The organism is Flagellimonas spongiicola (assembly GCF_023502425.1).
In the GTDB taxonomy this organism is placed as follows: Bacteria; Bacteroidota; Bacteroidia; order Flavobacteriales; family Flavobacteriaceae; genus Flagellimonas; species Flagellimonas spongiicola.
Genome location: NZ_JAMFMA010000002.1, coordinates 584,692 through 608,758, shown reverse-complemented (window position 1 = coordinate 608,758; position 24,067 = coordinate 584,692). Strand labels below are relative to the sequence as shown.

The following is a 24,067-nucleotide window of genomic DNA, read 5'->3' as shown; positions in this document are numbered from 1 at the left end:
GGAGCACCATTAAATACAAATTAAAAGCCCGCATTTGCGGGCTTTTTTAGTTTAAGGTCCATCCAAATACTTCATCCATCAACTCAAAACAGGTATCCGTGAATTGAGCTTGTCTTAAATGACTTATCTCCTTTTTCTTTAGGGTTTAACCATAAAAATTAAACCATGAAAAGAATTGCATATTTAGGTCTTGTACTACTATGTTTTGGATTCCTGGTCCACTCCTGTGGAAAGGATGATACCCCAGACACACCAGATCCTGGCTCAAATCCAGATCCCGTAACAGCAATAGAATTAGACAAGACAAGCTTGCAAATGTATCCGTTTGCATTTTATAAGGAGTCCTTGGCAGTGACCACGGATATTGGTAGTGCTGCAGTAACATGGACTAGCAGTAATACTGCGGTGGCAACGGTAAATAGCAGTGGTGAGGTTACACCTTTGTCCATAGGGACTGCAACCATTACTGCAACAGTGGATGAGGCAATAGCAACTTGTTCCGTAAGTGTTTTAGACGGGCCTGTAAACACACTGACCTTGGATAATACAGCACTAGAATTAAGCACCAATGATACGGCTTCTCTTAACTTGACGATAGATGCGGATGTAGATCAAACCAGTAGCCCAGTTTGGGCTTCTGATGATGAAGCCGTGGCAACTGTAGATCAAACCGGACTGATTACCGCTAGCGGCAGCGGAACGGCTACAATATCCGTTACGGTAGACAATAAAACCGTTGCGGCAACTATTACCGTTAACCCTAATGTTTACGTTGTAGGCCAGACGAATGACGAAGCCACATTATGGGTCAATGGTAATTCTACTAAGTTAACGGTGCCAGATGGATCCACCACTTCTTATGCAAATGATATATATGTTACAGCATCAGGAAGTCAATATATAGTAGGAAGCATATATGACGGCAGCAAGTATCAAGCGGCTATTTGGATAGATGGCATTCCTAAAATTTTGAATCAAGTTGGTTTTCATCATGGTAACGCTCATTCCGTTACAGTATTCGAATCCAATTACTATGTTGCCGGCTATAGATGGTCCGGAGGATTCAATGAAGGAATTATTTGGGATGGAATCAATGAACATTTGGTAGAATCGGAAGAAATTAATCAAAAGCTGTATTCAATTGCAGCAAATGAAAATGGAATATATGCGGTGGGATATGAATACAATAGCCAACCAAGTATACACAAGGCAAAACTCTGGGAATTAAATGGGTCAAGTACGGTTTTAGATGAAAACGATATGGGTGCCGAAGCTAACGGAATGTTTATAACCAAAAATGATGATATATATGTGGCAGGTAGAATCCTTGAAGGTGGCAATGTCAAAGCCCGAAGATGGATGGTAAATGGCCCAACATCGGATTTAGATACGGCTAGTGATACCTCGGCCAAAGATATCTTTGTTGATGATGGGGTCGTTTACACTATAGGTACAACAAATGAGAATGGAAAATATGCCACCAAACTTTGGGTGCATGAGGAAGAATTTAATTTAAGTAATAATAATAGCATTAACTTTTATGCCAGCGACCTTAAAGTGGATAAAAGTGATAAAAAGGTATATGTAACGGGATCTCAAGCATCAGAAGGCCCCAATTGGGCAGCAAGATTGTGGATTAAGAATGGTGAATCTATTTTTGAACAGGACTTGTCCAACGGTTATGAAACTTCACGAGCAAATGCTGTTTTCATTAAATAAAGTTGGTGTCAATTAAAAATAGAAGCCCGCATTTGCGGGCTTTTTTAGTTTTTGGGAATAGTTCAGTCAACCCAAAACCGGCATTTGTCAACCCAAAACAGGCATCCGTGAATTGGGGTGGTAATTAATACGTACTTACCAATTTCTTTGTGTTTTAACCTTAAAAATTAGATCATGAAAAAAATTGTTTATGTAAGTATTGTATTAGTTGCAACTGGCCTTTTCGCCTTGTCTTGTAGCAAAGATGATGACCAGTCCGTACCAGATGAAAGCACTACACTCTGCATCAAAAGCTTTAGTCCATCCAGCGGGGATCATGGAGCTACCGTTGAAATTACGGGAAAGAACTTTGCGTCCACTGCTGCTGGCAATAAGGTGACCTTTAACGGGCAAACTGCCACAATAGATGCCGCTACTACAACCCTATTGACCGTTACCGTGCCAGAGGGTGCCACAACGGGAAAAATTGAAGTTGAAGTAGATGGAGAAGAAGCTTCGAGCTCAACCAATTTTAGTGTGGTTGACCGTAAACCAACTATCTCCTTGACCCCTGATAATGATTATAAAACAAATAGGTTTGAGGTAGGGGAATCTGTATTTATGATACTAAGTATGGAGGTGCCTGAAGGACTTGAAAGCTTTGATTTAGTCAAATCCGTAGATGGTGAAACTGCCGCTTCAGTGTTTTCAGAGGAAATCAAAGCCGCTATAGCAGCACAAACAGAGGGGGATGTTGAGTATGCTATTCCTGTAGATGACGCTGTTGGCAGTGTTGTGGTATTGACCTTTCAGGTCAAAGATACTGATGATGAAGAATTCACTACTGTTACATATGAATTTCAGGTAGTGGCACAAGGCCAAGGGGGTAGCGGTGGAAAATATCCCTTATTGAATGTTTATAACAATCTGGAAACACCAATTACACTAGGTAGTCAAGGGAATTTTGAAATTGGCAATTTGTTTAAGTCTAGCAATGGAGATGTATATACCAATGGACAAGCCGAAGAACTATCGAGTGATGATCGTATAACGATAGATATGGCATTTGGTGTCCTTGGATTAGATGGTACTGCAGGCGACCAGTTTCCCAATTTGATTTCACCGCATTTACTAGCAGGAAAGGAATTTGCAGATCCCTTCGGGAATCAAGCCCCTGAAACCACATTTAGAGCAGAAGAGGAAATGAATTTTGCTTCTATTACTTCAACTGATGTTGATCAAATCATTGACCATTCTACTGGAACAGTATTGGATAATATTGCAATTACAAAAGATGGAATCTACAGCTTTGTGAATGGGGCTGGCGTAAAGGGATATATACAGGTTATTAGTGTAACGGGCGAAGGTAATAACCGCACTACAGAGATAAAAGTATTATCTCAAATTTTGCCATAAGAATTATCAATTATCTCGTTACAAAAAAGTGCTGCCTTGGTAGCACTTTTTTATTGGATTTAAGTGGAGTTACTGAAGCACAATCAATTGAAATCGCCTATTTGTCAATTCAAAACAGGCATCCGTGAATTGGCGTATAAATAGCATTAGTAAAGCCTGTTCCTTTGTTCATGATAAAGCGAACAAGTCATGGTTAAGCCGCCCAATACGAACTTCTTATTGTTATTGCTAGTTGCTGCATTTGCTTGTAACAAGGATGATGTGGACACCTTTGATGGAACGGTAACTACAATCTCCAGTGTGCAACCAACAACGGGTCCAATAGGTGAAATTGTGGTCTTGGAAGGAAAGGGTTTTGGTGACTTTTTGGAGGACAACACCATTCAGTTTAATGGCAAGAAAGCAGAAATAATTACCGCTAGCACCACCCGGTTGGTGGTAACGGTTCCGTCAGGGGCTACAACGGGTCCAATAACACTAACTGTAAACGGAATTAAAGTTAGCAGTGCGACGAATTTTAAGGTGATTTCTGAAAATCTAAAACTGTCTGCTGACAACCAAAAAGATGACCAGAATTGAGTAAATAGAAAAGGGCGAGGAAGCCCTCACCCTTTTCGTCCCAAATCTTACCATAAACTTAACCTACTTATGCTATGGCGAAACTAAATTACTGGTATTGTGAGAAATAACAAAAGTTTTTGAGGAATTTTTTGATTTTCGGTTAAAAAGCTGAGAATGTTTTAGAAGCGGAATTTCGGTAAATCATTGGGACTCAAATATAAAGAAGGCGGAGCACGCTCCGCCTTCTTTCCCCAAATCTTACCATGAACTTAACCTACTTATGCTATGGTCCTCCAAAAGTAATGCAGAGGCATGGTTTAAATGAAAGCTTTTAGACGAAACTCCTGTAATTTGGGTGAACGACAAGTATTGTAATGGGAACGTACGGGAAACAAGGAAAAGGACTACGCAATGGTTGTGGATACCCCAAAAATAAAGCGACCGAAGATTACTCCGGTCGCTTTCCCCAAATCTTACCATGAACTTAACCTACTTATGCTATGGTCCTCCAAATGTAAGGCAGACCAACTCGCTTTGAAGAAGCTTTTAGATAAACGCCCAGTTGCTTAGCTGAAATACAGTATTGAGATGTTTTTTCGATTGAATTGCAGGTTGGGGAAGAAACGGTAAAATAAAAAAGGTGGAATAGCTTCCACCTTTTTTGCCCCAAATCTTACCATGAACTTAACCTACTTATGCTATGGCAATACTAAAGTAGGTTTGTGGGCTGCCCAGAGGGCATAAATCCGACCATCTGCATATTTCATCGATGAAACGCACTGTAAAATCGACTAAATACGGGTTTTCCTTAATAAGCTCTTTGGTTCTTCCCTTCGTAAAAATTGATAAACGCCCGGTTTACTACCCGGTTACCTCCTGGGGTTGGGTAATCTCCAGTAAAATACCAATCCCCTAAATTTTTGGGACAAGCCTGATGTAAGCCTTCAATACTTTGGTAAATAATATCAACCTCTGCCTTGATTCCTTTTGGACTTAGTATTTCAGCAATTTTCTTTGAAATTTGATCAGCGGTAAATGGCGCATAGAATTCCTTCACGTAATTGACCACTTCCTTATCCTTGGAATCTTTTTGTGCCAAACACTTTTCATAGATCTCTTTAATTTTGGAAGTAGTGCCATGATCTTCATGTAAAGCTTGAGCAGCTTTAAACGCCACAAAGTCTTCCAACTTTGCCATATCTATTCCATAACAGTCAGGGTATCTGATTTGTGGAGCGGATGAAACAACTACAATTTTTTTAGGGGATAGACGGTCCAATATTTTAAGGATACTTTTCTTCAAGGTGGTACCTCTAACAATACTGTCATCTATGATTACCAGATTATCACCTTTCTTTACCGAACCATAAGAGATATCATAAACGTGGGCAACTAAATCGTCACGACTACTGTCTTGGGTGATAAAGGTTCTGAGCTTTGCATCTTTTATGGCCACCTTTTCAATCCTTGGTCGCACATCTAAGATTTTATTCAGTTTCTCCGCGGTGATGTTGGTTCCAAGTTCGAGAATCTGTTCTTCTTTTCTTTTATTCAAATAGTTCTGAGCTTCTTTCACCATTCCAAAAAATGAAGTTTCCGCAGTATTTGGAATATAGGAGAAAACAGTATTCACCAAGTCATTATTAATGGACTTGAGTATTTGAGGAAATACCAATTTACCAAGCATCTTTCTTTCTTGGTAAATTTCTTTATCACTCCCTCTGGAAAAGTATATACGTTCAAATGAACATGCTTTCCGTTCAGTTGGTTCCAATATTTCTTCAGAGTGGACTGTACCTTTCTTTTTGATAATCACCGCATGACCAGGATCCAATTCCTTCACCTCGTCATAACCAACATTAAACACAGTTTGTATCACAGGTCTTTCAGATGCTACAACAACAACTTCGTCATCCTGATAGTAGTAGGCGGGCCTAATACCAGCGGGATCACGAACCACAAATGCATCACCGTGCCCAAGTAGACCTCCCATGGTATACCCGCCATCCCAGTTTTTGGAAGCTTTTCGTAAAATTTTTGCAACATTCAATCGCTCAGCGATTAGTGGTGAAGCCTCCCTTTTGTTATACCCTTCCTTCTTGATTTGTTTATAGAGCTTGGCGACGGCATCGTCCAGAAAATGACCTATTTTTTCCATGACGGTAACGGTATCCGCCATTTCCTTGGGATGCTGACCTAATTCCACCAAGTTCCCAAAAAGCTCATTAACATTGGTGAGATTAAAATTACCAGCTACGATAAGATTACGATGCATCCAGTTGTTCTGGCGTAAGAAGGGGTGAACACTTTCGATACTGTTTTTACCAAAGGTGCCATATCTTACGTGACCCATTAAGAGTTCACCTATATAAGGTATGTTCTTTTTTTGGAGTGCAACATCATTTTCATATTCGGGATTCTGCTCCAGTGCGGTATTGATCCTTTCATTAATTTGGGCAAAGATATCCTGTATGGGTTGCTGCTGTGCAGAACGCACCCTGCTCATATAACGCTCCCCGGGATTCATGTCCATTTTGATACTTGCAAAGCCAGCACCATCTTGTCCGCGATTGTGCTGTTTTTCCATCATGAGGTACATCTTATTTACCCCATAAAATGCTGTACCGTATTTTTCCTTGTAGTATTCTAGCGGTTTAAGCAAACGGATCATTGATATTCCGCATTCGTGCTTAATGGCATCACTCATAAAAAAATCAAATAAAAAAAGCCCCGAAATTCTTCAGGGCGATAATTTATGTTAACTCTATATTGAATTGCGTCAATTCCTTAAATTGCATAAGACGCGCTCTCACTTCTTCCTTTTTCAAATTCAGCATGCGCTCCGTGCCAAAACGTTCAACACAAAACGAAGCCAAATTAGATCCATGGATAATGGCATTTTTTAAACTTTCAAATGATATGTTTTGAGCTTCTGTTAGATGTCCTGCAAAACCACCCGCGAACGTATCACCTGCACCTGTTGGGTCAAAAACTTCTTTTAATGGTAAGGCCGGAGCAAAGAAAACGTGTTCGTTATGGAATAATAGGGCTCCATGCTCTCCTTTCTTAATGACCACATATTTGGGTCCCATTTCATGGATTTTTGCTGCGGCTTTTACCAAGGAATACTCATTGGTCAATTGCCTAGCTTCTTCATCATTGATTGTAATGACATCAATTTTTGAAATCATTTCCATCAATTCATCCAATGTATGGTTCATCCAATAATTCATGGTATCCGCAATGATCAATTTTGGTCGTTGCTCCATCTGATCTATTACACCTAGTTGAATGTTTGGATGAAGATTGCCCAACATGACCACGTCGGCATCTTTAAAATTGTTGGGAACAATTGGGTTGAAATCTGCCATGGTGTTCAATTCAGTCACCAAGGTGTCACGGGAATTCAAGTCATTATGATATTTCCCCTTCCAATAAAAGGTTTTACCCCCCTGAACAACTTCAATACCTGAAATATCAATGTTGCGTTCGGTAAATAAGTCAAGGTATTCCTGCGGGAAGTCATCTCCTACTACGGAAACAACCGCAGATTCCAAATTAAACTGGGACGCCGCTAAACCAATAAAGGTACCGGCTCCACCTAAAATTTTGTCACTCTTCCCAAATGGCGTTTCAATATCATCGAAAGCCACGCTGCCTACAATCAGCAATTTGCCCATTTGCTAAAATTTGCTGCAAATATACGGTTAGATATTCCATTTACCAGCACTTGGCATTTAATTAAGAAAATGCCGTGAAATTGAATGGTTAACTCCCTTATTTTCTTCCAAAATCAGCAGGAATTTCCCCCCATGCTTTTGTCTCCCATTTTACGATAGGTGTGTTGAACCTGTTTTTTTTGAGCCAATTTTCCGCACGTTCTATAAGCTCAAAAAGTTGAGCGTTCTTTGCGTTCTTTTGTAGTTTGGTACCGCACTTTTTCTTCCGTACCCAACCTATGGCTATGCGGGAATCCGAATAAATGATGCGATTACTGTTGCGTTCTTTTAAAAAGGCCAAGCCATGTACCAATGCCAAGAATTCTCCAATGTTATTGGTTCCTTGTTCAAAAGGCCCTTGTTTAAACAAGCGTTTTTTGGATTTAGTGTCAACACCTTGGTATTCCATTTTACCTGGATTTCCGCTAGATGCTGCATCCACTGAAATAGAGTTGTAATTGGGCTCACCAATGCGTAGCAATTCTTCTGGCGAAAGTTCCTTTTCTTTTTGTCCCTTTCCCTTATAATCAGCGTAGTTTCCGTTAAATGCTTTTTTGGCTAGATCAAATTTTGCAAAAGACTTGTACTGCGCACCCTTAAAACCTTCAATTTGTGCTTTGCAATCGTCCCAGGACTCATAGATTCCAGGTCGTTTTCCTTTCCAAACCACATAGAATTTTTGCTTCTTGGCCATTCTAGATCAGTAGTTTTTCAATTTCCTTCGGAAAATGCTCATATTCCAACTGATGTACTTTTTGTGCAATACTTTCAGCAGTATCTAATGGGTCGATTGCCGTTGATACCTGAAATATGATGGCACCTTCATCATAATTCTCATTTACATAATGAATTGTTATGCCACTTTCCGATTCGTTGTTTTCCCTTACTGCTTCATGGACTTTGCTTCCATACATACCCCTGCCACCGTATTTGGGTAACAAAGCAGGATGGATATTGATGATTTTATTTGGAAACTTTACCACAAGCTCAGTTGGAATTTTCCATAAAAACCCTGCAAGTATGATAAGGTCTGGATTGAAACCGTCCAATAGGGTAAGGAATTTTGGACTGCTGTAAAGGGATTTGTTGAAATAAACTGCAGGAACATCCAATCGGGCACAACGGTCCAAAACTTTGGCATTCTGCTTGTTGGTTAGCACTGCAGCTATTTCCACATTGCTGTTACCAGAAAAATAATTTATAATATTTTCAGCGTTGGAACCACTTCCAGAAGCTAAAATAACAAGTCGTTTCATATTCAAATTCTAGGACTAATTCCCCTTGTATTATCCGATAGCTAATGTACAGTACTAGAGCGTAAGATGTTTAATTTGAGGTACATTTTATCGACAAATAGTGTATTTAATCCAAAGTTTTATATTTTTGCCCCGATTAAAATTTTTAAAACCGATATAATTATGTCAGACATTGCATCAAGAGTAAAGGCTATCATCGTTGATAAACTAGGTGTAGATGAGAATGAAGTAGTAGCGGAAGCTAGCTTTACTAACGATTTGGGCGCAGATTCCTTGGACACTGTTGAGCTTATCATGGAGTTTGAAAAAGAATTTGACATTCAAATCCCAGATGACCAAGCAGAAAACATTGCAACTGTTGGTCAAGCCATTAGCTATATAGAAGAAGCGAAGTAATTTTATGATATTTTACTAAAGATTTTAAATTATCCATGTGATGATCATCACATGGATAATTTTTTTATAATTTAGGTTCATAAGGGTAAAACATAGTTCAATGCAGTTAAAGCGAGTTGTAGTTACTGGAATGGGTGCACTAACACCTATAGGTAACAATTTAGAGGCTTATTGGGAGGGACTTAAAACTGGGAAAAGCGGTTGCGCTCCCATCACGTATTTTGATACGGACAAGTTCAAAACCAAGTTTGCTTGCGAACTTAAAGGATATAATCCTCAAGATTATTTTGATAGGAAGGAAGCCAGGAAATTGGACAGGTTTGCCCAATATGCTTTGGTATCTTCTGATGAAGCCATTGCTGATTCTGGAATTGACCTGGACGCCGTTGACAAATTTAGAGTTGGCGTTGTTTGGGGAGCCGGTATTGGTGGATTGGAAACTTTCCAAAACGAAGTGATAGGGTATGCTGGAGGTGATGGTACGCCAAGATTCAATCCGTTCTTTATACCTAAAATGATTGCAGATATTGCACCAGGGAACATCTCTATAAAGCATGGCTTTATGGGTCCCAACTATACTACGGTATCTGCTTGTGCCTCCTCAGCGAATGCCATGATCGATGCACTTAATTACATTCGACTAGGGCATTGTGACGTTATTGTAACAGGAGGAAGTGAAGCAGCTGTAACGATTGCAGGTATGGGCGGCTTCAACGCTATGCACGCGCTTTCTACGCGAAATGATAGTCCTGAATCAGCGTCAAGGCCTTTTGATGCAACGCGGGACGGTTTTGTTCTGGGAGAAGGAGCAGGAGCCTTGATTCTGGAAGAATACGAGCATGCCAAAGCACGTGGCGCCAAAATCTATGCCGAGGTATTAGGTGGTGGATTGTCAAGTGACGCACACCATATGACAGCACCGCATCCAGAAGGAATTGGTGTTGTACGGGTAATGGAAAACTGCTTGCAAAATGCAGGATTAAAACCTGAAGACGTAGATGCCATCAACACACATGGAACATCAACACCTCTAGGTGACGTTGCTGAGTTGAAAGCCATTTCCAAGGTATTTGGGGCACATGCGCCAAACATCAATATCAACTCAACCAAATCCATGACGGGGCATTTGCTTGGTGCCGCTGGTGCCATTGAAGCTATTGCTTCTATCTTGGCAATGGAACATAGTTTAGTACCACCAACAATCAATCACAGTGTTGTGGATGAAAACATTGACCCTACTTTGAACCTTACATTGAACAAGGCTCAAAAGCGAGATGTAAATGTAGCAATGAGCAATACTTTTGGTTTTGGCGGACACAATGCCTGTGTATTGTTCAAAAAAATAGGGTAGTTTTGTAGTATAATGAAATTTACCTCCAAAATATTCAATTCCCATCCAAAACCGGATGGGGATTTTTTTTTGGGCATCAAATCAATTCTTGGGTTTAAACCCAAGCACATTGACATTTATAAAAAAGCTTTTCTGCACCGTTCCGTAAATAGAAGGGACAAGGACGGCAACCCAATGAATTATGAACGACTTGAGTTTTTGGGAGATGCCATGCTGGGGACTATTATTTCAAAACATTTATACAATCAAGTGCCCGGTGGGGATGAAGGTTATTTGACCAAAATGCGTTCAAAGATTGTAAGTAGAAAGCACTTGAACGAATTAGGTAAAGATCTTAAACTGCTCCATTATGTGGAGAGTAGAATTCCTAAGACCCATTTTGGTGAAAACATCCATGGCAATGTATTTGAGGCACTTGTGGGGGCCATTTATCTGGATAGAGGATATACCTATTGTGAAAAGTTTATCAATCAAAGGGTAATAATGCCCTATGTGGATATAGAACAATTGGAAGGAAAGGTAATCAGTTACAAGAGTTTACTCATTGAATGGTGCCAAAAACAGAAGAAGACCTTCCATTACGATGTTTATGAAGACACCGGCAACGATGAACTAAAGCATTTTGCCGTAAAACTCACCATTAACGAACGGGTAATGGCAAAAGCCAGGGCCACTTCAAAAAAGAAGGCGGAAGAAAAAGCTTCGAAAAGAGCCTATTTTGCACTTCAAAGCCGAATAGAAAATAGCTGACTTTAAATTACCGTAAACTCAAACGTTTTCGTAGTGTAAAATCTCTGTTTGTTCCCATTAATCTAGGCCAAATAAGGGAATTAGAAGTATATTTACAGTTCGCGTTAGACACATGTTGACAACACATAAGATATCTGAGGATTTTTATGATGACAATTTTCAGCTCATTGCAATTCATAGTGGGCTGGAAGATTTTGCCATGGGATATGCCATCAATGATGTCTGTGGTTTACACCTGCAAAGAAGGAATAGTGATTTGCAGGTAAATCAGGATTTGACTTTTTCAGTTTTTGACTGGGATGATGAATTAAGCGATACTTATTGGACATTGATTTCCAATAAGTGTGCAGTAGAGGAAACAGTTCCCTCAGATGGATTGTTTCAAAACCGTACTGCTTTAAGAACAGATTACCTGGTTAAAGAACGCAAGGAAGTTGATTATTTATTGAAAGTGGACGGGGTAGATGGCCCTACTCTGGTTCAACAAATCAAATCAATCAATACCATATCCAAAGTGGTAACAGCTTATCCCTTGGAAACCCAAACTTTAAAATCAAGAAGAAATTTAATCTTTTAACAATGCCAGCCGTTAAAAAAACAAAAATAGTAGCCACGTTAGGCCCAGCAACAAGCAAGAAGGAAGTGCTAAAGGAAATGATGGAAGCTGGGGTGGATGTTTTCCGTATTAATTTCTCTCACGCGTCCCATGACGACGTGGCGGAGCGAATTCGATTGATACGAGAACTAAATGACGAACTTGAAACCAATACTGCGATTCTTGCGGATTTGCAAGGACCAAAATTACGTGTTGGTGTTATGGGTGGGGAGGCCGTGGTTGCGCCCGGTGACGAGATTACTTTTGCAACTGGAGAGCCTTTTGAAGGCAGTGCAAGCAGGGTATATATGAATTACCAGAATTTCCCAAAAGATGTAAAACCCGGTGAGCGTGTGCTCTTGGATGATGGGAAACTGATTTTTGAAGTAAAATCCACCAATGGCGAAAATGAAGTAAAAGCCGAGGTAATTCAAGGTGGACCATTGAAATCCAAAAAAGGAGTGAATCTACCTAATACGGATATTTCATTACCGGCTTTGACTGAAAAAGATATCAAGGATGCAGAATTTGCAATCAGCCAGGATGTAGATTGGATTGCATTATCTTTTGTACGACATAGTCAGGATTTAATGGATCTTCAAAGCCTGATCAACAAGAATTCGGAACATAAAATTCCAATTATAGCCAAGATTGAGAAACCGGAAGCGGTGGATAACATAGACAAAATTGTGGCTTATTGTGATGGACTTATGGTCGCACGGGGTGATTTAGGAGTAGAGGTTCCAGCTCATGAAGTACCGCTAATTCAAAAACAGTTGGTGCTAAGAGCCAAGAAAGCACGTATACCAGTAATCATCGCAACCCAGATGATGGAAACCATGATAACAAGTCTTACGCCAACGAGGGCAGAGGTGAATGACGTGGCCAACTCGGTAATGGATGGAGCTGACGCTGTGATGTTGTCTGGTGAAACATCAGTAGGGAATTACCCTGTACAGGTGATTGAGAAAATGGCAAGTATCCTTGTTAGTGTTGAAGGGTCTAATCTAATTTCCGTTCCGCAGACACCACCACACATTCGCACCAAACGATATATTACAAAATCAGTTTGTTATCATGCGGCGATAATGGCCAACGAGATTGAAGCAAAAGCGATTTCAACACTTACCAATAGTGGTTATACTGCTTTTCAAATTTCTGCTTGGCGACCAAGTGCGCACATACTCGTATTTACATCAAACAAAAGGATTCTGACCCAATTGAATCTACTTTGGGGGGTTAAGGCCTTCTTTTATGATAGGTATGTTTCCACAGATGAAACCATTGAGGACGTGAACCAAATAGCATGTAAAAAAGGATATCTTGATGTAGGGGATATGCTCATCAGTCTTGCAGCCATGCCAATTAAGGACAAGGGAATGGTAAATACGCTAAGGGTTACAGAGATAGAAAGCTGTAGTTTCTAGGCGACCTCTCTTTCAAACGCAATAAAATTCACAAGTTTCCCCTTTCTGTCAAAGATTGGGGTGCTTTTGATATGGCACTCATAGGTAGTACCATTTTTTCTATAGTTGGTTAGAATTACTTCAAAAGGTTGTCTGTTCTTAATGGCATTGGAAACGGTTTGTGTTGTTGTTCTGCAGGTACTTTTTCCTTGGAACATTTTCGGACTTTTACCAATAACCTCATGCGGTAAGTAGCCATTCATTTCGACCATGTTTTGAGTTGCATAAACAATTTTCAATTGGGCATCTGTTACCACTATGATGTGTTGCTTATCCAAAATTTCCTCATCAAAATTATTGATGTCCTGCCATTTTAAATCTGTGGCTAGAGATGTCAATCCTTTGATATCCAATAGATTCATGGATAACTTATCAAAGAATTTTGCATATACGTCCATGGACTGTAACGGGTATCCCTGTATGTTCTGTCCCCCATAAAATTTATGGGCCGCATCGTCATAAGATTCCATCTTTTTCATATTCAATACTATAAAAAGGAAAATTCACGCTAAAATTTATGGGCAACATTAACATTGTTGTTTAATATTTTATGCCTTTTAAGCTGCGAAAATTCCTGTAAGTATCAACAAAAGAAATGGACTAAATACTGGAAAACCGCAGAAATTTGGCAATAAAAGAAGGGGAAAAGACCTATGAAATTTGAATTTAAGGATCCAAATTTAGGATCAATTCTTGGATTTACGGAGAACATAAAAGAAGATAATCTTAGGTTTTCTTCTACTGCAAATACCATTAAATTCCTCTGGAACAGAAATACAGAAGCCACTACTTTGATTGTGGATGATTTAGAATTGGTACTGCAACCAAATCAATTGGTGACGGTTACCTATTTGCAACATGTTTCATTTGCCAAAACCGATTTGCCTTTGGCGGCAGTACTTTTCAATCGGGAGTTTTATTGCATTTCCGATCATGATAGTGAGGTCTCTTGTAACGGCATCTTATTTTTTGGAACACAGGACCTCCCCATAGTTACCATTCCTGAAGATCAGCTGAAAAAGTTCAATTTATGGTTTGATGTATTTGTTGAAGAATTTTCTACACCAGATAACATACAAGGAGACATGCTTCAAATGTTGTTGAAGCGCCTTATCATTATGACTACTAGACTGGCAAAAGAGCAGTTAATAGTTAAGTCCCTTAATAATGACCAAATTGATGTTATTCGAAAATTCAACTACTTGGTTGATTTGCATTATAAATCCAAAAGAAAGGTGAGCGACTACGCTGAAATGTTGTTTAAATCACCCAAGACACTTTCCAACTTATTTTCAATCTACAATCAGAAACCGCCACAACAAATAATTTTGGACCGGCTGGCGTTGGAAGCAAAAAGACTGATTCACTTTACCGGAAAGCAAAATCAGGAAATCGCGTTTGAATTAGGGTTTAATGACCCTGCACATTTTAGTCGTTTTTTTAAGAAAATGACACAGATGACCCCCTCAGAATACCGAGAAAACGCTTTAGAAATGGCCTAAGGGAAATTTAGGCAAGTCATCGGGAAATTCCTGCTAACACTCCCTTTGTCTTTCGCTACATCTTTGCACTGTAATTAAAAACAAGATAAAGATGAAAGCAAACGAAAAATCACTTTTCAATCTCATTGAGATTTTTAGAGCGGTTAACAAACCGGCACCTCAACCCATCATATCTGAATCACATTGTGACCAAAAACACCATCATGATTTCTATTGTGATGCCGAGAAACCCTTTGTAAAGAATTTTTAATCCATATAACAACAAAATAAAAATTAGAACTATGAGCACATTTAATGTACCTAAAAGAGAAGAAGTTAGTGAAGCTAACCAAGCTATATTCGATAATTTGGAAAAAGCAGTAGGTTTTGTTCCCAACCTTTTTGCAACCTACGCACATTCTGAAAATGCATTGGCCAATTACTTGAACCTTTCTAACGCAAAGACCTCTTTGAAAACTAAGGAAAAAGAAGTAGTAAATCTTGCCGTAAGTGAAGTAAACGGTTGTCTTTACTGTTTGTCCGCGCACACAGCAATTAGTAAAATGAATGGTTTTACAGATAATCAGATATTGGAATTGCGTTCAGGAAGAGCATCTTTTGACAATAAGTTGGATGCTTTGGCAAGATTGGCGAAAAACATCACTGAAAATAGAGGAACTACCGATGCATCTGTAGTTGAGAACTTCTTTTCAGCAGGATGGACAAAGGAAAACTTGATTGACACCATTGTTTTGGTAGGTGACAAGACCATTTCCAATTACATCAACAATACTACGGATATCCCTGTTGATTTTCCTGTAGCTCAACCACTTCAAACAGTAGAAGCTTAATATTTATAAACCCAATTATTTAAATCGATACAGATGAAAAACACAATTGCAATTTTAGTTATGACCATTGGCTTGGTATTTTCTGCCAACGCCCAAGACAAGATGATGAAAGATGCTGCGGTAAAGACTTTGGCACTTGAACAAACTGCTGGTGAGTTTACCCAAAAGCAGATTACAGTGTCTGAAGGCACCTATGTTTTTGATATTTCAAACAATGGTGTAGGTCATGATGTAGGTTTCGTTTTGGTGAAAAAAGGAAAAGACATTAGCAAACCTGAAAATCACATTCAGACTGCATATGTAACCAAACCTGTTAAAACAGGAGCATCTCAAACATCCAAACCTACTAAATTGGAAAAAGGGGAGTATGTATATTTCTGTCCTTTGAACCCAACATCAACCGATAACATTTTGACGGTGAAGTAATGTTATGATGTTTGGAACTAAAAGCCTCTTCAATTTGAAGGGGCTTTTAGTTTATCTCCGCATTTTCAAACAAGTTGCTGGCCATGTTTTTTGCCATGTAGATCGGCCAATCGTTTTTAAAGAGATGGCTCTCAGTGGCTGCACTTTCATACAATAAGTATAATCCACCAGAATACTTTTCTATTTCCGCTTTCGAGACATTATTGACATTTTCCGCAACTACTTCGCCTAGGTAAAGCAAAAGTTCCTTTTTCTGCTTTTGAATTGTGCTGCTGATTTTTTTCTGCTTTGGAGAAAGCTCACCAAAGGTTTTTAAACCCCAACACCCGTGAAAATTCTCTTCACGATACTGATCACGTAAATAATCAAATATGGCTGTCAATTGATTTTTACCGTTCTTACGTCTGGATACAAATGGCCTTAGGGATGCTAGCAAGGCATCATGACGCTGTTGTAAGTAGGCAATACAGATATCTTCCTTGGATTTAAAATGACTGTACAACGTGGCTTTTGCAATATTGCATTTTTCCACTATTTCGTTAATGCCAGTGGCGTTGTAGCCATTTACATAAAATAGATTGCCAGCAGTGGTTATAATATGTTCGTGTAATTCAGGACGTTGCACTACTACAAATTAAACAAGAAATGATTAGTCGAACAATACTAAAACTCAATTTTTAGCTGAACCGAAACGCTTTCTTTCTCTGCCGCTTTTTTCTTTTCAGTGTTTAAATTGGCCAATGAGATACCCAATAAGCGGACAGAATCCTGCAATTCAGATTGATACAATAGCTCCTTTGCGGTTTCCAAGATCAGTTCCTTATTAGATATAAAATAGGGAATGGTCTTACTCCGGGTCTGCAAGGTAAAATCGCTATATTTTATTTTTAAGGTGATGGTCTTACCCGCAATTTTGGATTTTTGCAGCCTGCGTTCCAGCTCTCCGGCAATACTGTCCAATTTTTCCAACATAAAAACTTCGCTACTTAAGTTCTCACTAAAGGTTCGCTCGGCACCAACTGATTTGGGAATACGATGAGGTTTAACTTCACTAGTATGAATTCCTCGAACAACGTGATAGTAGTAACTGCCACTTTTGCCAAAATGTTGATCTAGAAACTCAAGGGGTTTTTTCTTAAGGTCGAGTCCGGTGAAAATACCAAGTTTGTACATCTTTTCTGCCGTAACTTTTCCAACGCCATAGAACTTGCGAATGTCCAATGCTTCCAAAAAAGGAATGACTTCTTCAGGGTTTACTGTTTTTTGGCCATTGGGTTTGTTGTAATCACTTGCAACCTTGGCTATGAATTTATTAATGGAGATTCCAGCTGAGGCGGTCAATCCGGTTTTATCCAATATCTTTTTACGAATTTCTTTGGCAATAAGTGTTGCAGAAGGATTCCCTTTTTTGTTCTGCGTAACATCCAAATAGGCTTCATCCAGGGATAGCGGTTCTACCAAGTCCGTATATTCAAAGAAAATATCCCGTACTTGATTTGAAACCTCTTTATAACGATCAAAACGAGGACGGACAAAAATAAGGTCAGGGCAGTTTTTCTTTGCGATGTAACCTGCCATTGCACTTCGGACTCCAAATTTACGGGCTTCATAACTAGCTGCAGACACCACCCCTCGTTTGGAACCACCACCGACTGCAATTGGTTTTCCTTTTAAATCTGGGTTATCGTATTGTTCCACCGATGCATAAAAGGCATCCATGTCCACATGTATGATTTTTCGCTTTGGAAAATCCAACTCCATACCCAAATTTAGGGTATATTTAGATTGATGGAACACTTGGAAATAGAACGTAAATTTTTAGTGAAATCGAATGCGTTCAAAGTAGATTCAACTTTGGATATTAAAATAATTCAAGGGTTCCTGAATACCCACCCTGAGCGAACGGTCCGAGTTCGACTTAAAGGTGAAGAAGCATTTTTGACCGTAAAAGGAATAGGGAATGATTCTGGAACCACAAGATTTGAATGGGAAACCCAAATCACTCCGTCAGAAGCCATAAATCTTATAGATTTATGTGAGCCAGGAATCTTGGAAAAAGTAAGGTATCATGTTCCAGTTGGTAAACATGTTTATGAAGTGGATGAATTTTTACGGGAAAACAAGGGTTTAATTGTTGCTGAAATTGAACTTCAGCATGAAGATGAGGTATTTGAAAAACCGGATTGGTTGGGCAAAGAAGTTACAGGCGATGTGAAATATTATAATTCTCAATTAAGTAAGAACCCGTATTCAAATTGGTAAGGAACAAATCCAGGTTGAAGGCAGTATTGAATGTGCTGGCAGTGATATGCGCAGTAACTGCCATATGCATGGATTTTTTTGGGCAGGAACAACTTTATGCAATCCTTAAGCCATTGACTACAATTAGTATCATGATGGTTTTGTTCATAAAAGGGCCTCCTAATCTGTTCAGATTCAAATTACTACTGGTTTTGGCATTTCTTTTCTGTTTGATTGGGGATATTTTTCTTCTTAATGATAATTACTTTGTTTTTGGATTGGGGTCTTTTTTAATTGGTCATTTGTGCTTCGCCTCCGGATTTATTCAACTAGAAGGATTTCAGACGAATCGTTGGATATTCTTATTGCTAGTAAGTATTGGCGTAGGCCTATTCCTGTGGTTAAGAAATGATTTAGGAGCTTTAACTGGTCCAGTTGCTTTGTATGTTTTAGTAATTGTATTTATGGCATGGCAAGGTGCAAGCTTATATTTTAAAAGGAAACAGTCTTCATATGCCTTAATTGGAATAGCTGTACTGTTGTTTATGTTCTCAGATACCGTGATTGCAATAAATAAGTTCAAAACAGCCTTCGAATTTGCCGGTGCGGTTATTTTAACTACCTATTGGTTAAGTATTGCACTGATTGCCAATGCAACATATATTATATTGGACGGGTATAAGAAGTGAGCACTTACTTGATTACATTTTCTTATCCAAGGATAGGATGGTTTGCAATAGTACATTAGCCCCATTGGCCATATCTACCGCAGCGGTAAACTCTTTTGGTGAGTGACTAATACCACCTTTGCTAGGAACAAAAATCATCCCCGTTGGAGCTATCCATGCCATGTCTTGTGCGTCATGACCAGCTCCACTCGGCATATATTTATGCGAAAGTCCAAGAGAAGTGGACGCAATTTCAATTTCCTTTTGAACTGTGCTGTCTGTCAGCGCAGGGGCTGCTGTGGTATCCAAAGGTCTAAAGCTGATTTTTACATTGCTCTCCTTAGCAATAATCTCACCACGTGCTTTTATGGCTTGATACACTTTTTCAATCACTTCAGCGGAAAGGTCTCGTATTTCCAGACTGGCTACCACTTTACCAGGAATAACATTTGGTGCTCCGGGTTGGGCTTTAATTCTTCCAACGGTTCCCACTTGTGCTCCTTCAAAACTATTGGTGATCTCATTTACGGCCACAATAAATTTAGCGGCTGCTAATAGTGCGTCTTGACGAGAATTCATAGGAGTAGTGCCGGCATGATTGGCAAATCCAGTAAACTCAACATCCCACCATTTTAATCCCACTATACCTTCAACAATACCGATATCCAGATTTTCTTTTTCTAATATGGCACCTTGCTCAATATGTAATTCCAAAAAGGCGGCCATAGCGCCTTTTTTTCGCTGAACTTCTGCTATTCTGGTCGTGTCGCCACCTAACCGCATGATGCCTTCGCCCATAGAATAGCCTGTCGAGTTAACAACATCCAAAGCTGCTTTTCCTAAATGACCGGACATAGCACGACTACCCATTACCCCACCTTCTTCATTAGAGAACACGATCACTTCTAAGGGGTGACGTGTTGTTAACTTATTTTCATTTAAGGTTTCGATGACCTCCAAAGCCGCCATTATGCCAACGCAGCCATCATAATTACCACCATTTGGCACGCGATCTATGTGTGAACCAAAGGAAATGGGTTTTAATTCTGAATTGCTCCCTTTGCGCAAACCTATAATATTACCAGCAAAATCAATGGAAACATCCAGTCCTTGTTTAGTCAAGGTTTCCATAACCCATTTCCGGGCTTCAATGTCAGCATCACTGAAAGCTACCCGTTCGGTTTCTCCATTTTCCTGAAGTCCAAACTTTGCCAATTCAAAGATTCGATTTTCTAGTCTTTCCTGATTTACTTTAATAGCATTGGTTTGACTAATGCCAAGAAATGATATTAAAAACAAAAAGCAACTGATATATTTAGCAATCATATGGTAATTCTAGAGTGTTAGCCGTTATTAAATATAGTTAGAAAAGAGTAACCATATATCTATAAGTGACTGGAATCGAATACCAATGCCAGAAATCGGGAATCCTAAATAGAAGACTTGAATTGCTCTAAAAAGCGAATGTCGTTTTCACTAAGCAAACGGATATCGGAAATTTGATGGAGCAGCAATGCGATTCTGTCAATGCCCATTCCAAATGCGAAACCAGAGTATACTTCAGGGTCAATATTACAGTTTTGCAATACATTGGGGTCAACCATTCCGCAACCCATAATTTCCAACCAACCTGTGCCTTTGGTCATTCTATAGTCGGTTTCAGTTTCCAGCCCCCAATACACATCAACCTCTGCACTGGGCTCCGTAAATGGAAAGTATGATGGGCGTAATCTGATTTTTGATTTCCCAAACATCTCAGAAGTGAAATATTGCAAAGTTTGTTTCAAATCTGCAAAAGATACATTCTTGTCCACATACAGCCCTTCCACTTGATGGAAAAAGCAATGCGACCTAGCGGAGATAGCTTCATTACGATATACTCTTCCAGGGGAAATGGTTCGAATAGGCGGTTGGTTATTTTCCATGTAACGAACCTGTACGCTGGACGTGTGTGTACGCAAAAGAATATCAGGGTCTGTTTGAATAAAAAAGGTGTCCTGCATGTCCCTTGCTGGATGGTATTCAGGAAGGTTCAATGCCGTGAAATTGTGCCAATCGTCCTCAATTTCTGGCCCTTCAGAAACATTGAACCCGATACGGGAAAATATATCGATGATTTGATTCTTGACGATGGATATGGGATGCCTTGCCCCAAGTTCTATGGGTTCTCCCGGACGGGTTAAATCTCCATATTTACCGGTTGTTTCAGCTTGATTTTCCAATGCGGCTTTTAGGGCATTTACCTTATCCGTTGCATCGGTTTTTAACTGATTGATAACCTGCCCAAATTCTTTTTTCTGATCATTTGGCACATTCTTGAACTCAGCAAAGAAAGAGTTCAAAAGGCCCTTTTTGCCCAAATATTTAATTCGGAACGCTTCAATCTCATCTTTGGAGGTAGAAGTGAAATTCGCTACTTCATTTAGATGCTCCTTTATTGTATCAATCATGTCTGTTGGCGCTATTGGGCGACAAATTTAGCAAATTGTCTTTGAATATGAGGGCTAGGAGCCAATGATCTACAATCAGAGAAAAATAATAATGTGAATAGGAATTCTCAAAAAAGAAATACAACTGTGCTTTTAAATGCTAGTCGGTATCTTCAACATTGTCCTTGATCCAATCGAGACAGTCATCAAAATCTTCAAAAATACTCTCCCATGGAATCAAATCAGGAATTATGTCGATGCGTTCCATCATGTATTTTGGTTGCTCCAGGATTCCGACGAACATTACATTGATGTCCTTTTTCTTAAGGTCTTGAAGCACGTCTTCCATGGCGTACAAACCGGATTGGTCCATATACTGCATTCGGTCCAAACGAATTACCACATGACTTGCCGTATCCGGTATTTGTTCAGCCAGTTGTAGAAATTCATTCGTTGACCCAAAAAACAACGGCCCTTTAATGTGCTTAATGAATACTTCCTCTTTTAAGATTTTTGGGAATTCTTTTTCGTCTTCCCAAGCTTCTTCCTTTAAAGGTTTTACATCAGAACGAATAGCGGTAAGATCGCCAATTTTCTTCATGAACATCAAGGAGGCGATGACCAATCCAATCCCCACGGCGTAAACTAAATTCCATATAGAAGACAATACCATGACAACCAACATGATTATAACTTCAGAACTTAGCTTTAGTGGTCCAATTTTAATGTCTTTTGGCAGGTGTGGGATTGCCTTTAAACCTTTGTAATCCATAACGCCAATGCCTACGGTAACCAAGATGCCCGCCAACACCGCGGCAGGAATTTGTGAAGCTACCGGGCCAAGTGCCAATAGAATTACCAAAAGTAAAATTCCTGCGATCATGCCCGAAAGCCGGGTCTTACCTCCTGAATTTATGTTGACCACTGTTCTGATCGTTGCACCTGCACCTGGGATTCCTCCAAATATTGCGGCAATACTATTCCCAATACCTTGCCCCACCAATTCCTTATTAGGTTTGTGTTTGGTCTGCGTCATATTGTCGGCCACAACAGAGGTTAAAAGGGAGTCTATTGCGCCAAGTAGCGATAAGGTCAATGCTGTAAATATGAATGGTGTTAGTTCTGATAGTTTAAACTCCGTGAAAATACCAAGCTGCGGTAAGGGCAACCCTTCAGGAATTTTTTCAATTGGACGATAGGGCAAATCAAAACCATAAGCAATACCGGATACCACGATTAATGACACCAAAGTGCTTGGAATGGCAGTAGTAATTCGTTTGAATCCGTAAATGATGAAAATAGTGGCCAACGCAAGTGCCAATTCAAGCCAATTTATGTGCTGCAGGGCCCTGCCTAGGACTCTAAAAGTTCCCAAAACACCAGAAGCTTTATTGGCCGCCAATGTTTTAGCTTCTTTGAGCATATCCGCCTCCGTGATTTGCTCGGCTCTTTTTATCGTTTCCTCAAAGTCTTCCAGGACCAATATACCCTCTCCGGCTTCTTCCTTAAGGATGTTTTCTAATATCTCTTCTTCAGCTGCCGCTTTGAACTCTGCAACATAGGCTTCATCTTCTTTTGGATAATAGCCGACCGCTGGCAATATTTGAGTTACGAGAATAATTACCCCAATGGCGGTCATAAATCCCGATACCACAGGATAGGGGATGTACTTGATATATTTCCCCAATCCAATCAATCCCAAACCAATCTGCAAAATACCGGAAAGCAAGAATACGCCTAGAATTATGGGCAGTGCTTTGTTCACATCGCCATCATGGACTGCAAGAATGCTGGCAATAACGACCATACTAACCGCAGTCATTGGTGCGGTTGGACCAGATATTTGGGTACTGGTACCCCCAAATAATGCGGCAAAAAAGCTGATGAAAATTGCGCCGTATAGTCCAGCACTTGGTCCTAAACCAGAGCTAACACCGAAAGCCAAGGCTAATGGAAGGGCGACAATTCCAGCAGTGATACCTCCAAAAAGGTCACCTCTTAAATGCTTAAACATAGCCGACAATTGATAGTTGTTATCGCAGGTTAAGATAGCAATTTTTGAAACCTAAAAAAGGCCAATGAAATGTTAACATTGGCCTTTAAATTCTATTATTTGAAATGAGTTACATATAACTCACCACTCCATTGTTGATGTCATACATCCCACCAACGATAAGGATTTCTCCATTGTCCTCCATTTCTTTTAATACCGGACTTTGGGTTCTAATGTTATCCATTGTTAAGCGTACATTGGTTTCCGCCACATTATTTACAAAATCGATATTGGCAGAGGTACGGGCAGATGCATCGGATGGTTCTGCCACTGCATTAACAGCAGGCTTGATTTTACTCAAAAGTTCAGTAAGATTACCCATTTTGGCATCGTCACAAGCACCTTTTACTGCCCCACAGGCGGTATGGCCCAAAACCACAATGATCTTGGTGCCCGCCAACTTACAAGCAAATTCCATGCTGCCCAATATATCCTCATTCACGATGTTTCCGGCAACCCTAGCGCTAAAGATATCACCAACACCTTGATCAAATATCAGTTCTGCGGATACTCTTGAATCTATACAACTAAGTATAGTGGCAAAAGGATATTGTCCAGAGGATGTTTGTGCTACTTGTTCCAGTAAATCACGATCTGCTGGGCTTTTATCCACAAAGCGTTTGTTTCCCTCTTTTAATAGTTCAAGTGCATTCTGAGGTGAAATAGCGGCTTGTGTTTCTTTAGTATGTGCTTTCATATTACTTCTATTA

General features: G+C 39.7%; 25 protein-coding genes. 14 read left to right on the top strand and 11 right to left on the bottom strand.

Annotated elements, in window-relative coordinates; genetic code table 11:
* Positions 1 to 165 precede the first annotated feature (165 nt).
* The 3 genes from M3P19_RS08955 to M3P19_RS08945 all read left to right on the top strand — a co-directional run bounded on the left by M3P19_RS08955 (position 166) and on the right by M3P19_RS08945 (position 3,693).
* Complete coding sequence (locus tag M3P19_RS08955) at positions 166 to 1,719, top strand: Ig-like domain-containing protein (RefSeq protein WP_249657326.1); 1,554 nt, start codon at positions 166 to 168, stop codon at positions 1,717 to 1,719.
* A 174-nt stretch (positions 1,720 to 1,893) separates the two neighbouring features.
* Positions 1,894 to 3,114 (top strand): IPT/TIG domain-containing protein, encoded by a 1,221-nt coding sequence (locus M3P19_RS08950; protein ID WP_249657325.1) that lies wholly within the window; start codon positions 1,894 to 1,896, stop codon positions 3,112 to 3,114.
* 189 nt (positions 3,115 to 3,303) lie between these two features.
* Positions 3,304 to 3,693, top strand: a complete 390-nt coding sequence (locus M3P19_RS08945) for an IPT/TIG domain-containing protein (RefSeq protein ID WP_249657324.1) — start codon at positions 3,304 to 3,306, stop codon at positions 3,691 to 3,693.
* 790 nt (positions 3,694 to 4,483) lie between these two features.
* Here the strand turns inward: M3P19_RS08945 and M3P19_RS08940 are convergent.
* The 4 genes from M3P19_RS08940 to purN all read right to left on the bottom strand — a co-directional run bounded on the left by M3P19_RS08940 (position 4,484) and on the right by purN (position 8,650).
* Complete coding sequence (locus M3P19_RS08940) at positions 4,484 to 6,382, bottom strand: amidophosphoribosyltransferase (protein ID WP_249657323.1); 1,899 nt, start codon at positions 6,380 to 6,382, stop codon at positions 4,484 to 4,486.
* A 46-nt stretch (positions 6,383 to 6,428) separates the two neighbouring features.
* The gene (locus tag M3P19_RS08935) at positions 6,429 to 7,355 is read right to left on the bottom strand and encodes a PfkB family carbohydrate kinase (protein ID WP_249657322.1); all 927 of its coding nucleotides are present in this window, start codon (positions 7,353 to 7,355) and stop codon (positions 6,429 to 6,431) included.
* A 97-nt stretch (positions 7,356 to 7,452) separates the two neighbouring features.
* Positions 7,453 to 8,088, bottom strand: a complete 636-nt coding sequence (locus M3P19_RS08930) for a ribonuclease H1 domain-containing protein (RefSeq protein ID WP_249657321.1) — start codon at positions 8,086 to 8,088, stop codon at positions 7,453 to 7,455.
* A 1-nt stretch (position 8,089) separates the two neighbouring features.
* A complete protein-coding gene (gene purN, locus M3P19_RS08925) occupies positions 8,090 to 8,650 on the bottom strand; it encodes a phosphoribosylglycinamide formyltransferase (protein ID WP_249657320.1) in 561 nt (186 codons plus the stop codon).
* A 162-nt stretch (positions 8,651 to 8,812) separates the two neighbouring features.
* On the opposite strand from purN, the gene M3P19_RS08920 reads away from it, so the two are divergent.
* The 5 genes from M3P19_RS08920 (at position 8,813) to pyk (ending at position 13,169) form a co-directional block, all read left to right on the top strand.
* Positions 8,813 to 9,046, top strand: a complete 234-nt coding sequence (locus M3P19_RS08920) for an acyl carrier protein (protein WP_009778413.1) — start codon at positions 8,813 to 8,815, stop codon at positions 9,044 to 9,046.
* A 100-nt stretch (positions 9,047 to 9,146) separates the two neighbouring features.
* Positions 9,147 to 10,397: a beta-ketoacyl-ACP synthase II gene (gene fabF / locus M3P19_RS08915; protein WP_249657319.1), complete on the top strand. Its 1,251-nt coding sequence runs from the start codon at positions 9,147 to 9,149 to the stop codon at positions 10,395 to 10,397.
* Positions 10,398 to 10,409: 12 nt separating this feature from the next.
* The gene (rnc, locus tag M3P19_RS08910; RefSeq protein WP_249657318.1) at positions 10,410 to 11,147 is read left to right on the top strand and encodes a ribonuclease III; all 738 of its coding nucleotides are present in this window, start codon (positions 10,410 to 10,412) and stop codon (positions 11,145 to 11,147) included.
* A 112-nt stretch (positions 11,148 to 11,259) separates the two neighbouring features.
* Positions 11,260 to 11,724: an IPExxxVDY family protein gene (locus tag M3P19_RS08905; protein WP_249657317.1), complete on the top strand. Its 465-nt coding sequence runs from the start codon at positions 11,260 to 11,262 to the stop codon at positions 11,722 to 11,724.
* Positions 11,725 to 11,726: 2 nt separating this feature from the next.
* Positions 11,727 to 13,169 (top strand): pyruvate kinase, encoded by a 1,443-nt coding sequence (gene pyk / locus M3P19_RS08900; RefSeq protein WP_249657316.1) that lies wholly within the window; start codon positions 11,727 to 11,729, stop codon positions 13,167 to 13,169.
* Here pyk and M3P19_RS08895 read toward each other — a convergent pair.
* Positions 13,166 to 13,687, bottom strand: coding sequence for a PAS domain-containing protein (locus M3P19_RS08895; protein ID WP_249657315.1), 522 nt, complete (start codon positions 13,685 to 13,687; stop codon positions 13,166 to 13,168). The two genes, pyk and M3P19_RS08895, sit on opposite strands and share 4 nt — an antisense overlap.
* 174 nt (positions 13,688 to 13,861) lie before the next feature.
* Here M3P19_RS08895 and M3P19_RS08890 point away from each other — a divergent pair, with 174 nt between their 5' ends.
* The 4 genes from M3P19_RS08890 (at position 13,862) to M3P19_RS08875 (ending at position 15,966) form a co-directional block, all read left to right on the top strand.
* Positions 13,862 to 14,710 carry a helix-turn-helix domain-containing protein gene (locus M3P19_RS08890; RefSeq protein WP_249657314.1) on the top strand — a complete coding sequence of 283 codons (849 nt, stop codon included), beginning with the start codon at positions 13,862 to 13,864 and terminating at the stop codon, positions 14,708 to 14,710.
* Between the two features lie 91 nt (positions 14,711 to 14,801).
* Positions 14,802 to 14,960, top strand: a complete 159-nt coding sequence (locus M3P19_RS08885; RefSeq protein ID WP_249657313.1) for a hypothetical protein — start codon at positions 14,802 to 14,804, stop codon at positions 14,958 to 14,960.
* A 31-nt stretch (positions 14,961 to 14,991) separates the two neighbouring features.
* Positions 14,992 to 15,540 (top strand): carboxymuconolactone decarboxylase family protein, encoded by a 549-nt coding sequence (locus M3P19_RS08880; RefSeq protein WP_249657312.1) that lies wholly within the window; start codon positions 14,992 to 14,994, stop codon positions 15,538 to 15,540.
* 33 nt (positions 15,541 to 15,573) lie between these two features.
* Positions 15,574 to 15,966, top strand: a complete 393-nt coding sequence (locus tag M3P19_RS08875; RefSeq protein WP_249657311.1) for a plastocyanin/azurin family copper-binding protein — start codon at positions 15,574 to 15,576, stop codon at positions 15,964 to 15,966.
* 46 nt (positions 15,967 to 16,012) lie between these two features.
* Here M3P19_RS08875 and M3P19_RS08870 read toward each other — a convergent pair whose 3' ends face one another.
* Positions 16,013 to 16,591, bottom strand: a complete 579-nt coding sequence (locus tag M3P19_RS08870; protein ID WP_249657310.1) for a TetR/AcrR family transcriptional regulator — start codon at positions 16,589 to 16,591, stop codon at positions 16,013 to 16,015.
* Between the two features lie 38 nt (positions 16,592 to 16,629).
* The gene (dinB, locus tag M3P19_RS08865; protein WP_249657309.1) at positions 16,630 to 17,727 is read right to left on the bottom strand and encodes a DNA polymerase IV; all 1,098 of its coding nucleotides are present in this window, start codon (positions 17,725 to 17,727) and stop codon (positions 16,630 to 16,632) included.
* A gap of 27 nt (positions 17,728 to 17,754) precedes the next feature.
* Between dinB and M3P19_RS08860 the strand changes: the two genes are divergently transcribed.
* Together M3P19_RS08860 and M3P19_RS08855 are read left to right on the top strand one after the other, a co-directional pair.
* Positions 17,755 to 18,228 carry a CYTH domain-containing protein gene (locus tag M3P19_RS08860; RefSeq protein ID WP_249657308.1) on the top strand — a complete coding sequence of 158 codons (474 nt, stop codon included), beginning with the start codon at positions 17,755 to 17,757 and terminating at the stop codon, positions 18,226 to 18,228.
* Positions 18,229 to 18,242: 14 nt separating this feature from the next.
* A complete protein-coding gene (locus M3P19_RS08855; protein WP_249657307.1) occupies positions 18,243 to 18,896 on the top strand; it encodes a lysoplasmalogenase in 654 nt (217 codons plus the stop codon).
* A gap of 12 nt (positions 18,897 to 18,908) precedes the next feature.
* On the opposite strand, the gene M3P19_RS08850 is transcribed toward M3P19_RS08855, so the two are convergent.
* From M3P19_RS08850 to M3P19_RS08835, 4 genes are all read right to left on the bottom strand, one after another.
* A complete protein-coding gene (locus tag M3P19_RS08850) occupies positions 18,909 to 20,201 on the bottom strand; it encodes a Zn-dependent hydrolase (RefSeq protein ID WP_283777927.1) in 1,293 nt (430 codons plus the stop codon).
* 104 nt (positions 20,202 to 20,305) lie between these two features.
* A complete protein-coding gene (gene pheS, locus M3P19_RS08845) occupies positions 20,306 to 21,325 on the bottom strand; it encodes a phenylalanine--tRNA ligase subunit alpha (RefSeq protein ID WP_249657305.1) in 1,020 nt (339 codons plus the stop codon).
* A 139-nt stretch (positions 21,326 to 21,464) separates the two neighbouring features.
* The gene (locus M3P19_RS08840) at positions 21,465 to 23,318 is read right to left on the bottom strand and encodes a SulP family inorganic anion transporter (protein WP_417953682.1); all 1,854 of its coding nucleotides are present in this window, start codon (positions 23,316 to 23,318) and stop codon (positions 21,465 to 21,467) included.
* A 109-nt stretch (positions 23,319 to 23,427) separates the two neighbouring features.
* Complete coding sequence (locus tag M3P19_RS08835; RefSeq protein ID WP_249657303.1) at positions 23,428 to 24,054, bottom strand: carbonic anhydrase family protein; 627 nt, start codon at positions 24,052 to 24,054, stop codon at positions 23,428 to 23,430.
* Between the last annotated feature and the right edge of the window lie 13 nt (positions 24,055 to 24,067).

Excerpts from the sequence above, each read along its gene's own strand:
- M3P19_RS08940 (WP_249657323.1), bottom strand. The coding sequence starts at position 6,382 with ATGAGTGATGCCATTAAGCACGAATGCGGAATATCAATGATCCGTTTG.
- M3P19_RS08950 (WP_249657325.1), top strand. The coding sequence starts at position 1,894 with ATGAAAAAAATTGTTTATGTAAGTATTGTATTAGTTGCAACTGGCCTT.
- M3P19_RS08840 (WP_417953682.1), bottom strand. The coding sequence starts at position 23,318 with ATGTTTAAGCATTTAAGAGGTGACCTTTTTGGAGGTATCACTGCTGGA.
- fabF (WP_249657319.1), top strand. The coding sequence starts at position 9,147 with ATGCAGTTAAAGCGAGTTGTAGTTACTGGAATGGGTGCACTAACACCT.
- M3P19_RS08945 (WP_249657324.1), top strand. The coding sequence starts at position 3,304 with ATGGTTAAGCCGCCCAATACGAACTTCTTATTGTTATTGCTAGTTGCT.
- M3P19_RS08905 (WP_249657317.1), top strand. The coding sequence starts at position 11,260 with ATGTTGACAACACATAAGATATCTGAGGATTTTTATGATGACAATTTT.
- M3P19_RS08930 (WP_249657321.1), bottom strand. The coding sequence starts at position 8,088 with ATGGCCAAGAAGCAAAAATTCTATGTGGTTTGGAAAGGAAAACGACCT.
- M3P19_RS08935 (WP_249657322.1), bottom strand. The coding sequence starts at position 7,355 with ATGGGCAAATTGCTGATTGTAGGCAGCGTGGCTTTCGATGATATTGAA.
- pyk (WP_249657316.1), top strand. The coding sequence starts at position 11,727 with ATGCCAGCCGTTAAAAAAACAAAAATAGTAGCCACGTTAGGCCCAGCA.
- M3P19_RS08895 (WP_249657315.1), bottom strand. The coding sequence starts at position 13,687 with ATGAAAAAGATGGAATCTTATGACGATGCGGCCCATAAATTTTATGGG.
- M3P19_RS08850 (WP_283777927.1), bottom strand. The coding sequence starts at position 20,201 with ATGATTGCTAAATATATCAGTTGCTTTTTGTTTTTAATATCATTTCTT.
- M3P19_RS08860 (WP_249657308.1), top strand. The coding sequence starts at position 17,755 with ATGGAACACTTGGAAATAGAACGTAAATTTTTAGTGAAATCGAATGCG.
- M3P19_RS08885 (WP_249657313.1), top strand. The coding sequence starts at position 14,802 with ATGAAAGCAAACGAAAAATCACTTTTCAATCTCATTGAGATTTTTAGA.
- pheS (WP_249657305.1), bottom strand. The coding sequence starts at position 21,325 with ATGATTGATACAATAAAGGAGCATCTAAATGAAGTAGCGAATTTCACT.
- M3P19_RS08835 (WP_249657303.1), bottom strand. The coding sequence starts at position 24,054 with ATGAAAGCACATACTAAAGAAACACAAGCCGCTATTTCACCTCAGAAT.
- purN (WP_249657320.1), bottom strand. The coding sequence starts at position 8,650 with ATGAAACGACTTGTTATTTTAGCTTCTGGAAGTGGTTCCAACGCTGAA.
- M3P19_RS08875 (WP_249657311.1), top strand. The coding sequence starts at position 15,574 with ATGAAAAACACAATTGCAATTTTAGTTATGACCATTGGCTTGGTATTT.
- rnc (WP_249657318.1), top strand. The coding sequence starts at position 10,410 with ATGAAATTTACCTCCAAAATATTCAATTCCCATCCAAAACCGGATGGG.
- M3P19_RS08955 (WP_249657326.1), top strand. The coding sequence starts at position 166 with ATGAAAAGAATTGCATATTTAGGTCTTGTACTACTATGTTTTGGATTC.
- M3P19_RS08880 (WP_249657312.1), top strand. The coding sequence starts at position 14,992 with ATGAGCACATTTAATGTACCTAAAAGAGAAGAAGTTAGTGAAGCTAAC.
- M3P19_RS08920 (WP_009778413.1), top strand. The coding sequence starts at position 8,813 with ATGTCAGACATTGCATCAAGAGTAAAGGCTATCATCGTTGATAAACTA.
- M3P19_RS08890 (WP_249657314.1), top strand. The coding sequence starts at position 13,862 with ATGAAATTTGAATTTAAGGATCCAAATTTAGGATCAATTCTTGGATTT.
- dinB (WP_249657309.1), bottom strand. The coding sequence starts at position 17,727 with ATGGAGTTGGATTTTCCAAAGCGAAAAATCATACATGTGGACATGGAT.